Below are 12,622 nucleotides of genomic sequence, written 5' to 3' on the forward strand. Positions count from 1 at the left end.
TATATTACAAGCATTGACAAAATAATGGGAGGGATAACAAATGAACAACAAAAAAGATTGTATCGCCATGTTATTGGCAGGAGGGGAAGGCCGCAGATTGGCTCCCTTGACTTCCAGTATGGCTAAGCCTGCAGTCCCTTTCGGTGGACAGTATAAAATTATTGATTTCCCGCTAAGTAACTGTGTAAATTCGAACATTGATACAGTAGGTGTTCTGACACAATACGAAGCTGACTCTTTGCATAATCATATCGGTGAAGGTGAGCCTTGGGGCTTAGTTAGTCAAAAGGATAAAGGTGTCACACTGCTTCCTTCAGGTGTTGAAGGCAGAGACAGTTATACAGGGACTGCTGATGCGATTTATAAAAACATTGACTTTATTGATAGCCGCAACCCAGAACATGTGCTCATTCTATCCGGTGACCATATTTACCATATGAATTACCGTAAGATGCTGAATTATCATATTGAAAAAGGAGCAAAAGCAACCATCTCCGTAATGGAGGTTCCTTGGGATGAGGCTAGTCGTTTTGGAGTAATGAACGTAAACGATGATCTGAAAATTTCCGAATTCGCGGAAAAACCTAAAGTACCAAAAAGTAATCTTGCTTCAATGGGTATCTACCTGTTCGAGTGGGCTTATCTGAAGGAGCACTTGTTGCGGGATGCAGCTAATCCTAATTCCAGCCATGACTTTGGTAAAGACGTAATTCCTACCATGCTGGATCAGAACGATGATTTATTCGCTTACCGTTTCAAGGGTTACTGGAGAGATGTAGGTACAGTCGGCAGTCTCTGGGAAGCACATATGGATCTTCTGCAAAAAGACAATGGCATGAAGTTAGACAAGACTCATTGGCCTATGTATAGTCGGGTTCGCCGGACTAAGCTTGCAGTTCATAAACCACGTGTACAGAACCCAGCAACGGACTCTCTCGTGAATGAATCCTGCTCCCAAGAAGGTAGTCTACAACGTTCTGTAGTCTTTAATGGGGTAGAAATCGGTAAGATGAGCCAGATCAAGCAAAGTGTTATTATGCCTGGAGTTCGCATTGGCCGTGGAGTGCTGATTGAGAATGCCATTATTGGTGAAGGGGCAATCATTAAGGATGGAGCAGTCATCAAGGGAAGCATAAATAATATCGTTGTCGTTGGACCACATGAGACTGTGGCTGCCAAGCCGGCGGTCCGAAACCAACCTTCCCGTCTGTTTCAGGATGTGTATGAGAAGACAGGACGTTTGCGTGAAGTTCTTCCTTCATAACAACCATTATATAGAAAAATACTTTATATAAAAAGGGGCTGTTGTCCTGGTCGATCATGACCAGAGCAACAGCCCCTTCGGTTGTAAGGAATTAGTGATTTTATGAATTACGGCTAGCCGTCCATTCTCTGTCTAATATGCTCATTTCCACACAATCTACATATTGCTCACCGAATAAAGCAGACTCACGTTGAACACCCTCCCGCTTAAAGCCAACAGCTTCATAAGCTTTCAGGGCAGCCGTATTGAAATCGAAAGCACCCAGAGACAGACGATGCAGGTCCAGACCTTCAAATCCGATTCGAAGCATCTCTTGCATCATCCGTTTACCAATGCCTTTACCTTGAAACTCAGGATCTACTACTACCCTGCCGATACGTGCAGAACGATTAACCCGGTCAATGGCTGAAAAGCTAATATGGCCCACTACCTGCTGCGTAGCTTCTTGAATTGCACAGAAGATAAGACGATCGGATAAGCCTGGATGATTAGCATCCTTTAAGTATTTAACAAGCTGCTCATCCTCTAAAGGATAAGTTAGCGAAGGTCCTGCCCACTGCTTCAGATACTCTGGAGAAACACTCCAGCGCTTTAAGTGTTCAAAATCAGATTCTGATATAAATCTGAGAATCAGACGGTCTGACTCAGCACCTTCCTCAAAATGTTCATATAAGTTCACTAAACGACCATTTCCCATATCGTTAGTGCCCATGTAGTGAAAACCCATGCTCTGATAATAACGATTGAGCTTAATGTTATGTGCCACAGTGTCAAACCTAAGGCTCTTACAGCCTAGATCTTTGGCTAGAACTACTGCATATTTAAGCATTTGCTGTCCAAGTCCTCGGCCGCGGTGGGAGTCTTTCACAGCCAATCGGTGCAAATAAGCGTAGGACTCATCATTTTTACTGCCCCAGTACTGTGGATCACTGAATTGCAACGTGAACATGCCAACTACAGCCCCATCGTCAAGGGCTAAATAAACATGTCTGTCAGCAAAATATCCTGCTATATCGGTCTCGGTAAATTGTCCGGGTGTCCATTGCTTAATTCCATTAAGCTCCATCCACCCCGCCGCTTCTTGCAGTAGCCTCAAGATGTCGCTAACCCGATCTGGCTCTCCACGAACTATACGGATCGAATTCTTCGTTACCCCCATCTCACGTTAGGCCTCCCAATCATCTAATTCAGGAAAGGTAGCTGTCACTTGAGTTACCTCTTCTGTGATAACTTCCGGCTGTGGTTCTGTAAGAGGCAAGATGACGGTAACTTCCGTTCCTTTTCCAAGCTCACTTACCATATCAAGTGTCCCATTATGAAGTTCTACAAGTTGCTGTGAAATCGCTAACCCCAAGCCTGTTCCTCCATTAAGTGCATCCACTTGAAAGAAACGGTCCTTCACTCTGGATATATGTGCTTCACTAATCCCTATCCCGCTGTCTCGTACCATAATCGCTGTTTCTGTAGCAGACAGTCTCTTTGCTGACAGTTCAATACTGGAATCTTCATGTGAGAACTTCACTGCATTGTCTACCAAGTTTAAGAATACCTGTTTTAGCCGATTGGCATCCCCTTTAACAAAGATCGCATCTTCACATTCCAGCAACAGATGTATTCGTTTCTTTTCCGCTTTAGCCCAAACATTCAGTATCGTCTCTTGCAGCAGTACCTTTACATCTACAACCCCAATCGACAGCTTCATCTGGTTCTGCTGCAGCTTAGAAAAGTCGAGAATTTCTTCCACCAGCCCAATCAGGCGTTCACTTTCTTTGGAAATGATGCTGACTCCAAGTTTTGTCTCCTCCGGATCATACCCGCCGGATACCAAGGTTTCACTCCAGCCCTTGATACTTGTAAGAGGTGTCCGCAGCTCGTGAGAAATGGACGAGATAAAATCATCCTTAATCTGATTACTGCGTACAATTTCCTGAGCCATATAATTCAGCGTTGAAGCCAAATCACCAATCTCAAATTTATAGTCTCCCTTAATCCGTACGTTGAATCTCCCCTTCGCCATCTGAGCTGAAACTGCCGTAATATTATTCAGCGGCTTCACAATTGAGTTGGCCAGTCCGAAGCTAAACCCAACAACTACAGCCATAACAGCTGCAGCAATAGCAGTGGACAATAAAGTTAGATTAAGCAAATCATTATTGATTTGTTCTAGTGAAGTAATATACCTTAGGACATACTTATCCTGTCCATGAATCTGCAGCATTTTGGAAACCGCCATCACGCTCTCATTCGTGCCTGCCTGACGCCCTACCCAGCGCCCAACGCTGCCGCCAACGGCTTCTGGTACATCACTGGTCGTAATGGTCCGATCCGGTTGAAAGCCAGTGGAACTAGTGATGATATCCCCATTTAGCGATAAGATTTCCAGCTCCGTCTTGCTCAATGAGAACCTCTCCAGTACTTCTTGTAGCAGATAGATGCTATTATCGCTGGGTATCATGTTCTTTTGAAAAAACGACTCTGAAACAGAAATGTGATTTTTAATCTTGCTGTATACACTGTCATAATAATATGTTCTGATGGCCAGCAGGAAGATAACTTCTACGAGGAGAAGCGCCAAAAAAACTACAAGAATGTAGTGCAGAACAATCTGTCTGCGCATCCCCTTCTTAATCATTGTCCTTGGCCTTTCCATCTATATCCGTGCCCCCATACAGTCTGCAAAAATTCCGGCTCCGAAGGATTGTTCTCAATCTTCTGGCGTAAGCGCCGGATATTTACATCTACAATTTTGGGATCACCCATATACTCCTTGCCCCACACATGATCCAACAGAAGATCGCGGCTAAGTGGAGTGTTTTCCTTTTCAAGAAAGAATTGAATCAGAGAGAACTCCGTAGGCGTCAGTTCAATGGCTACATTATCACGTTTGAATTGTTTGGTAATAAGATCCAAGCTGAAAGGCCCCGAATGAAAAGAAACCTTGGCCGACTGTTCACGATGCACATTTACACGGCGCAGCAAAGATTGAATACGTGCAATTAGCTCCGTTGGGCTAAATGGCTTACTAACATGATCATCTGCACCTACGGACAAAGCGTAAACTTTATCCTGCTCCTGAACCTTGGCGGTAAGAAAAATAATTCCCAAGCGTTCATTAGTCTCCCTAATCCGTCTACAAACTTCAAATCCATCAATGCCGGGAACCATAACATCCAATAACGCAATATCAATATCAGGTATAGTGGTTAATTTATGCAATGCTTCATTCCCGTCAGCAGCCTCCAGCACTTCGAAACCATTACGCTTCAAATTAATGACTATGAAACTGCGAATGGATTCTTCATCTTCCAATATCAGAACTTTACTCATCTATTCCCTTCCTTTCAATAGGGGAGGCAATCTTATTGCTTCCTTCTTTAGTTGTACTTTGTTCTAGCTCACCACGGTAGCCGATGACTTTATCTGAATCCCGCCCAAGCAGCTCCCAGCCTTCATTCTTAGCCTTATCCCATTCCGAAGGAGAAAAGAAGGAAACCTCAGCAAAAGTCTCTCCGGTATCGGTCATGATGAATTTAAGGTTTTTATCCAGAACAGATTTCGTGTCAATACTTACCTTTCCATGCAGCTCTGGATCAAAATTAATAGTAAAGCGATCCGATGGATCACGATATAGCTGGACTGCAAAGGTTAGGCCATCTTTTCCATCCCATTTATAATAGGAGGTGAAATAAGGAATATCTGCGGGGTCGAAATACTCCCATCCTTTTGGCGCTTCAAGCAATCCAACTTCAATAATGCCATCATGATCGATATCTTCGCTTGCAATCAGACGATCTTTGTAAGTCCTCGTATCACCTGGCAAAACCACACGCAGCTTGTTATGCTCCATAAGAACCATTAAGCTGTAGGCGGATTGGAAATCCACCGAAGCGTCTAATACGATTCCTTCTTTATCCTTGGCAATCTTTCCTGCGACAATATTGTAATAATTAGAAAAATACGGATCGATATCCTCAATCTTATCGAGCACCTTAAAGCCATCATTGTACTGATAGATCGAAATGGTTGCAAATTCATTTCTTTTAAAATAAACAACGGTGATGTCTTCAATTCCATCCTTGTTAAGATCATCAAGCATATATTTGGTGTAAGGAAGTGAAAGCACTTCTTCCAATGATCCGCTGGAATAGCTATACACGACGAGGCCTTTTTCTTCCCCGCGTGAATAACCTGTAATGATATTCAGCTTCCCGTCACCTGTCATATCTTTCAGATCGACGGACTCCAGCATAGTTCCATCCCCATCAAAAACAAGCTTTTTGACCCAGGCATCTCCTTGCTTCTCTAAGATCATCCCGTGAATCTCTACAGCTTCGCTTGGCGTTCTATAGAACACCAACGACTCCATAATTCCATCGTTATTGAGATCCTCTGTGAAAATTGAGCTCTCATCATTAACCGGGCGGATCAACTCCGTACCCGCTGGAATATGTGAATTAATAGCAGCCATAAGTGTTGCTTTGTCAGCAGACAGCTGCGGAGCTTTCATCTTCGAAACAGGATCACTGATGAAAGTACAACCCGAAAGTACGGATAACGACAGTGTTGCAGCTGCCAGGCACCTAAGACTTTTTATACTCAACCTCATCACTCTTTTCCTTATCCGTGTCCGAACTTTACAAATTTGCGCGTTCCTGAGACGTTAATCTACGTCCCTTTATATCATGCTTAATTCGTCCATCTTCTAGTACCCATATACGTGAAGCGAAACGTTCAGCCAGTTCAATAGGCAGCACCGTCACTACGGTAAGACCCGTCTCTTTACACAGTCTGCGCAAAGTTTCCAATACACTTTCTGCCGATTTGGGGTCCAGACCCGTAACCGGTTCATCCGCTAGAATTACTTTGGCACCATGAGTTAATGCTCTAGCAATCGCTACACGCTGACGTTCTCCACCGCTTAGCTGGCTAGTCTTCATCTTCGCTTTGTCTAGAAGTCCAAGGGCATCTAATTCATCCATCGCACCCATATAATCATCTGAACGAACCATCCCTGTAACCATACGCCACATTGGCGTCTGTGCGGACTGGCCGATCAGCACGTTTTTCAGCGCTGTGCGGTTAGGATTGAGCTCTGCATTCTGCTCCAGGTAAGCCCACTCCCGTCGAATTTTTCTTTTTCCGGAAAAGGCACTCGCCATAATATCCGTACCGTCCACTCTAAAATTCCCTCTGTCCCACTTCTCTCGCAGCGCTAAACAGCGTAATAAAGTGGTCTTACCGCTCCCACTCGCTCCAAGTATGGCTACGAGTTCACCCGGCTCTAATTGAAATCCTATATCCTGCAGGACCGGATTTTTGTCTTCCCCAACTGCCTTGGCTAAGTGTTCAACTGTGATCATAGTTCAGCCTCTCCCTGTCTTCATCTATAATCTATAGTGTACTCTGAATGTGAGTTCAATTTCCATGCGAGCACTCGTTCTTATCTTACCTCAATTTCTAGGTTGTGGCGAGAATAATAACCCCAGCAAGCCGAACACGATATATAAACCACCCATCAGGGCGAAAATACCGCCGCTTAAGCCCACTTGCAGCAACAAACCACCAATGCCGGGGCCGATAATACTACCAATACTAAAATGGAAAGAAGCAACCACATTGGCAGCAGGCAGTAGATGTCTTGGTAAAATATCCGCAGCCAGACTTAGACCTAAAGAGAAAAAGGAACCTACTAGTCCTCCTGCGATCATCAGAAGCACCATTGTCAATGTAAAATGATCACCTGCCAGCGGCAACATCGCAAAGGCGATCCCGCCTCCGATCCCGGCAATAATCAGTACCCGCTTGCGGCCAAACCGGTCGCTCCACAGACCTAATGGAAACTGCAGAAGCAGTCCTCCAATCCCCGCAAAAGGTAATAACGCTGCAATTTGATCTGTGCTGTAACCGATACGCAGACCATATACCGGAAAGCTGCTATTTAAGCTGGCTTCCATAAAGCCATATAAAAGGGCTGGAATTAAAGCGAACCAGGCTAAGCTGTAACAACGACCGAAACGGCGAACCTGGCTTTCACCACTCTCCGCTTTATCTGGCCGGGAATCCGGCAGAATTGTAGTCACAAGGATTAAGACTAACAAAAATAGAAATGCGAGAACAATAAAAGGCACGGCCTGTCCATAACGCAGCAGACTAATCCCAAGTGGTCCCAAGCTAAAACCCAGACCATAGGACATACCATATAGTGAAAGATTACGCCCGCGATGCTCGGCAGGTGTCATAAGCAGAACCCAAAGCTGGGCCCCGTAATTAATGGCAGCATCGCCTACACCCACAAGCAGACGCAATACAAACCATACCTTGATCCCTGTAAAAAAGGGAAACATGAGCAAGCTTACTAAGACTAAACTAATCCCACCAGCTATCAATTTTTTAAATCCAACCGCTCCAAGAACACGTTCAGCAATCAAGGTCATTCCAAATGATCCTATGTATAGTGCAGCAGCATTCAATCCGTTCAGTGACGAGGAGACTCCTTTTTGCTCCAAAAGAATGGATAGAATGGGCAGCAACAGCCCTTGGCTAAGCCCTGCGGCTATAGTAGCGGTAATAAGAATCATGAAAGTCATTTTGCTATTACTTCGTACAGATACTTTAAGCCGGTCTGACACGGATGATATCCCCCTATAATAAAAACAATGATGTGATCTAACGCCAATTGGCAAACACCGAACATTATAGTGGACAACCCTCTTCAAAACAAGAGATAATATGTAGAAGTTACGGATTTCTGGGGGTGCATGTTACATGGATTACGAATTAAAAATCGACGTATCGCCGGTTTATGAACTGTTGGACAGTTTTATGATATATGTAACCAGAAAATGGATCTCCAATTTAGACCTCGGTCCCCACTGGGTTAGTGATGTGGAAGATCGCATTACTCCTCATAAAGTAACAGCTCTCATGCAAGCTGCCGAGTGGCCATTTACAGATTATGATGTGTTATATGCTTGGGTTTACAGCCGAGGGCCCGCAACATCAGTGCTGCATTTCCTGGATGATCTGGATTCAGCTTCTATAGAAGAGTGTTATCAGCAGATCGCACCGTTAATTCATGATTTCACCATAGATGAAGCTTCCCGGATCAAGAGCAGCTATAGTCCGCTTCTTAGACTCTGGTATGAGCAATATTTTCGTCATGTAGAACACAAGATTTTACCGTTATTAATTGAAGATGCCTCTGAGAAAAAAATGCTGGAAAGCAAAATGGACCCTATTTCTTTAATTGAATATGCATCCGGTGGTGTAGTTTTCGAGGATATACGGGATCTTAAGACTATAGTATTATTGCCTACCGTTCATAATCGACCAATCAACACCTACTGCTTCTACAAAACTATGGTGATTGTACAGTATCCTGTAGATGTGCCATTGGAAGATGAAAATGAACCACCGATGGTGCTATTGCGCATGACCAAGGCGCTGTCAGATCCAACCAGACTCCGATTGCTTCGGTATGTCGCCCATGAACCCAAATCTCTATGGGAGATGCAGTCCGATCTAAATCAATCCAGAGAAATGCTTATGCATCACCTAATGATCCTACGCGTAGCCGGTTTACTCCGTATCCATCTTCGCGGGGAACAAGACGAGCGCTTCAGTATCCGTCCAGACGGCGCTTCTGAGCTTCAAATGTTTCTAGAATCTTATATTCACCTATAGAACACTATACAGATACAGATCCAAGGAGTGAGAGATATGAAATACACAACTCAACAAGTAATTTTCGATCTAGATGATACGCTGGTTCACTGCAACAAATATTTCGATTTAATTTTAGGACAATATTTCGAGCTCATGACTGATTGGTTTAATGAATTTGGGCCAAGCACCAGTGAATTACGCAGCAAGCAAATAGAAATTGATGTTGATACCGTCAACACAAGTGGCCTGGCCAGCGACAACTTCCCTAAATCCTTAATCGCCACCTACCGTTATTTCTGCGCCAAATATAACCGTCCGACAGATCGCTTTCAGGAGCAGCAATTACACAAGCTCGGCCTAAGCGTCTATGACCAAGAAATTGAAGCTTACCCTGGCATGGTTGAAACACTCGATACGCTGAAGCAAGAGGGTCATCATTTATTCTTGTATACTGGCGGGGACGACACCATTCAGCAACGTAAAATTGAACAAATGAAGCTGGATGCTTATTTTGACGATCGTATCTATATTCGGAAGCATAAAAATGTTGAGGCGCTTGAAAATATTTTGGCTACCCAAAGCTTTGACCGCAAACGTACCTGGATGATTGGCAACTCGTTACGTACAGATGTACTTCCCGCAGTTACCGCAGGCATCAACAGTATTTACCTGAAGCAGCAAAATGAATGGAGCTATAACCTTATCGAGCTGGAGCAAGAGATGCAGCAAGCCGTGATGACTATTTCGGCCATCCACGAGGTGCCCCCTGTCATTCGCTCAGCCGCTAAATTCAAAAACTAATAACTAGCTACAACGTTACGTAGCATTGTTACAAATGACATATCTTCACTACCTACTGGATGATTATACTATTTTTATAGTATTCCTATATTGTCTAGGAGGTGAGATATGAATAAGAAAGTGTCAGCTAAACAATCTCAGACCAAAAGACCTTTGCTTCCCATGATATTAGGTGTCGTTGTTGTAATCCTTCTCGCTGTAATTGTTTTCATCTTAAGCAATAAGACTGATGATACAGCAGATCTACCCAACTACACCGACGTAAAGGGAAGCATTGTTGTTGATGGGCTGAAATATGAGAAGCAACCTCATCTTGGAAGTCCTGATGCCAAAGTTAAAGTTATCGAATTCGCAGATTTCAAATGTCCCGCCTGCAAAATGTGGACTGAAAAGTATCTGGATACTTTTATTAAAGACTACGTAGATACCGGAAAAGTGGAACTTTTCTTCATGAACTTTGCATTTTTGGACCGGGACTCTTATCTTGCTGCTAGCGCCGGCGAAGCCATCTACAAGCAAAGCAACGAGAAGTTCTGGGAATACCTTCATAAGCTGTACGCTAATCAAGGCGATGAGAGCGAAATTTGGGCCACTCAGAAATTCATTTTAAAATTCGTTAAGAATAACATCGAGGGCATTGATTACGCCCAATTTGAAACAGATCTCAAGAATCATACCTACATGTTCGATGTAAAAGAAGACTTTAAGATCGCTGGTTCCTACGGAGTCAACGGTACTCCTAAATTTATGGTGAACGGAGTGCTGCTTCAGGATTCTTCCTATGAAGGGTTAGCAGCAGCGATTGACAAGCAGTAATCAGTCTTTAAACTGCGCCCTATAAGCTGTTCACTTTGAAAAAAGTGAACAGCTTATAGGGCTTTTTTGTGTGTATGAATTAAAAAAGATGACTTCTGTGATATACAGAAGTCATCTGCTGATTACTTAATTAAGCCACTGCTTATTCTACCAAATGACACACGGCACTATGGCCTTCTGACACGATTTTCCGTTCAGGCTTGACAGCCATACATACATCCGAGGCAAAAGAACACCGCGGATGAAAAGTGCAGCCACTTGGTGGATTAAGCGGTGATGGCACCTCGCCTTGAATCGATACCATCTGCTGCTTCTGCTCCACACTATCCGGAATCTTCAAAATCGAATTTAGCAGGACCTGCGTGTAAGGATGCGTAGGTTTCTTGAACAATTCATCCGCCGGAGCTTGCTCAACCACCTCTCCTAAATAAAGAACCGCGATTTCATCACTCAAATACTCCACTACTGCCAAATTATGCGAAATAAAGATATAAGTCAGGTTAAACTCCTTCTGCAAATCCTTTAGTAGTTGAATGACTTGAACCTGAATAGATACATCCAATGCGGACACCGGTTCATCACAAATGAGCAATTTGGGATTCAGTGACAACGCTCTGGCAATCCCAACCCGCTGCAATTGTCCACCTGACAGTTCATGCGGATAAGCGTATTGGACTTCAGAAGGCAAACCGACCCGCTCAAGTAATTCGATCACACGCTCATGCCGGCTTACTTTAGTTCCAATTTTGTGGATAGCCATTGCATCTTCAATAGCGTCTCCTACCGTCATTCTCGGACTGAGACTCGCCTTGGGATCCTGGAAAATAATTTGCATATCCCGGCGCATCGCCCGCAGCTTCTCTTTATTTGCCTTTGAGAGCTCCACGTCCTCAAAAAATATTTTTCCTTTGTCAGATTCGAGTAGACGCAGAACCATTCGCCCTAAGGTTGATTTTCCTGAGCCACTTTCCCCAACAAGCCCCAGTGTTTTCCCCGCTTCCAGGGTAAAAGAAACATTCTCGATGGCATGCAGCTTTTTTCCTTGTACCCGAAAAGTTTTCGAGACATTTTCTACGCGCAAGAGCGGATTATTGGGCATAGGAAGCGACCTCCTCAGCATGATGGCAGGCGATCTGATGATCGGTGCTAAAATCACGAAGCTTGGGAACTTCATTCTGACACCGTTCAGTTGTATAGAAGCAACGATCGGCAAATGGGCAGCCGGTCAATGTCTGTGTAAGTGTCTTTGCCGTCTTTGGAATAGGCATTATTTCTTTTCCCTTGTGGCCCACTTCGATAATGGAGCGTTTCAATCCAAGTGAATAGGGATGCGCCGCCTCACTTATGAACTTGTCCGTAGTGGCTTTCTCCATGATTTGGCCCCCGTACATCACGATGATTTTGTCACAAAAGTTGGTCGCAAGGCCAAAATCATGCGTTACCATCACTACGCTCATCCCATGTTTTCTGCGTAATTCCTGCAATAGTGCAAGAATCTGCATCTGCACAGTGACATCAAGCGCGGTTGTTGGCTCATCGGCAATCAATAATTGCGGTTCACATGCCAAAGCAATAGCAATCATGATACGTTGGCGCATCCCCCCGGAAAATTCGTGAGGATAACTTTTAAACCGTGATTTAGGATCCGGAATCCCCATTTCATGCAAGAGCTGAATGGTTCGGTCAAAAGCTTCCTTCCGGTTTGCATATTGATGTGTCAGCATGGCTTCCATTATTTGATCCCCGATACGCATGATCGGGTTCAAGCTGGTCATCGGATCTTGAAAAACAACGCCGATGTCACGTCCACGAATATCTTCTAATTGTTTGGGACGCATTTTAAGTAAGTCCTTACCATTAAACTGAGCTGTCCCCGATGTTATTTTTCCATTTTCACGGATGAGCCCAATTGATGACATCAATGTAACTGACTTACCGGAGCCACTTTCACCAACAATCCCCAAGGATTCATTTTCATTGATCGAAAAACTGACGCCGTTTACGGCATAAACTTCATCTTCACTGCGGGAGAACTTCACATGAAGGTCATCAATAGAAAGTAGCGGTTCACCCATA

General features: G+C 44.1%; 12 protein-coding genes. 4 read left to right on the forward strand and 8 right to left on the reverse strand.

Annotation, left to right across the window (positions count from 1 at the left end):
* Positions 1–40 precede the first annotated feature (40 nt).
* A complete protein-coding gene (locus MHI51_RS17065; RefSeq protein ID WP_076130041.1) occupies positions 41–1,264 on the forward strand; it encodes a glucose-1-phosphate adenylyltransferase in 1,224 nt (407 codons plus the stop codon).
* A 100-nt stretch (positions 1,265–1,364) separates the two neighbouring features.
* On the opposite strand, the gene MHI51_RS17070 is transcribed toward MHI51_RS17065, so the two are convergent.
* From MHI51_RS17070 to MHI51_RS17095, 6 genes are all read right to left on the reverse strand, one after another.
* A complete protein-coding gene (locus tag MHI51_RS17070; RefSeq protein WP_081387185.1) occupies positions 1,365–2,423 on the reverse strand; it encodes a GNAT family N-acetyltransferase in 1,059 nt (352 codons plus the stop codon).
* Between the two features lie 6 nt (positions 2,424–2,429).
* The gene (locus tag MHI51_RS17075) at positions 2,430–3,896 is read right to left on the reverse strand and encodes a HAMP domain-containing sensor histidine kinase (protein ID WP_081387528.1); all 1,467 of its coding nucleotides are present in this window, start codon (positions 3,894–3,896) and stop codon (positions 2,430–2,432) included.
* Positions 3,893–4,591: a response regulator transcription factor gene (locus MHI51_RS17080; protein WP_036687642.1), complete on the reverse strand. Its 699-nt coding sequence runs from the start codon at positions 4,589–4,591 to the stop codon at positions 3,893–3,895. Before MHI51_RS17080 ends, MHI51_RS17075 begins: the two co-directional genes overlap by 4 nt.
* Positions 4,584–5,864: a hypothetical protein gene (locus MHI51_RS17085; protein WP_256719017.1), complete on the reverse strand. Its 1,281-nt coding sequence runs from the start codon at positions 5,862–5,864 to the stop codon at positions 4,584–4,586. The genes MHI51_RS17080 and MHI51_RS17085 overlap by 8 nt, the downstream gene beginning before the upstream one ends.
* A 34-nt stretch (positions 5,865–5,898) precedes the next feature.
* Complete coding sequence (locus MHI51_RS17090) at positions 5,899–6,624, reverse strand: phosphonate ABC transporter ATP-binding protein (protein ID WP_036687647.1); 726 nt, start codon at positions 6,622–6,624, stop codon at positions 5,899–5,901.
* Positions 6,625–6,714: 90 nt separating this feature from the next.
* The gene (locus tag MHI51_RS17095; protein ID WP_341004285.1) at positions 6,715–7,851 is read right to left on the reverse strand and encodes an MFS transporter; all 1,137 of its coding nucleotides are present in this window, start codon (positions 7,849–7,851) and stop codon (positions 6,715–6,717) included.
* A 178-nt stretch (positions 7,852–8,029) separates the two neighbouring features.
* Between MHI51_RS17095 and MHI51_RS17100 the strand changes: the two genes are divergently transcribed.
* The 3 genes from MHI51_RS17100 to MHI51_RS17110 all read left to right on the forward strand — a co-directional run bounded on the left by MHI51_RS17100 (position 8,030) and on the right by MHI51_RS17110 (position 10,546).
* Positions 8,030–8,947 (forward strand): helix-turn-helix transcriptional regulator, encoded by a 918-nt coding sequence (locus MHI51_RS17100; RefSeq protein ID WP_036687649.1) that lies wholly within the window; start codon positions 8,030–8,032, stop codon positions 8,945–8,947.
* Positions 8,948–8,983: 36 nt separating this feature from the next.
* Entirely contained in the window at positions 8,984–9,730 is a 747-nt protein-coding gene (locus MHI51_RS17105) for an HAD family hydrolase (protein ID WP_076277039.1), read from the forward strand.
* A gap of 108 nt (positions 9,731–9,838) precedes the next feature.
* Positions 9,839–10,546 carry a DsbA family protein gene (locus MHI51_RS17110; protein ID WP_036687653.1) on the forward strand — a complete coding sequence of 236 codons (708 nt, stop codon included), beginning with the start codon at positions 9,839–9,841 and terminating at the stop codon, positions 10,544–10,546.
* A gap of 142 nt (positions 10,547–10,688) precedes the next feature.
* On the opposite strand, the gene MHI51_RS17115 is transcribed toward MHI51_RS17110, so the two are convergent.
* Both MHI51_RS17115 and MHI51_RS17120 read right to left on the reverse strand, forming a co-directional pair.
* Positions 10,689–11,645, reverse strand: a complete 957-nt coding sequence (locus tag MHI51_RS17115) for an ABC transporter ATP-binding protein (RefSeq protein WP_076218222.1) — start codon at positions 11,643–11,645, stop codon at positions 10,689–10,691.
* Positions 11,635–12,621: an ABC transporter ATP-binding protein gene (locus MHI51_RS17120; protein WP_036687658.1), complete on the reverse strand. Its 987-nt coding sequence runs from the start codon at positions 12,619–12,621 to the stop codon at positions 11,635–11,637. The genes MHI51_RS17115 and MHI51_RS17120 overlap by 11 nt, the downstream gene beginning before the upstream one ends.
* Position 12,622: the final 1 nt, after the last annotated feature.

The organism is Paenibacillus sp. FSL H8-0260 (genome assembly GCF_045040625.1).
Classification (GTDB): Bacteria; Bacillota; Bacilli; order Paenibacillales; family Paenibacillaceae; genus Paenibacillus_AQ; species Paenibacillus_AQ odorifer.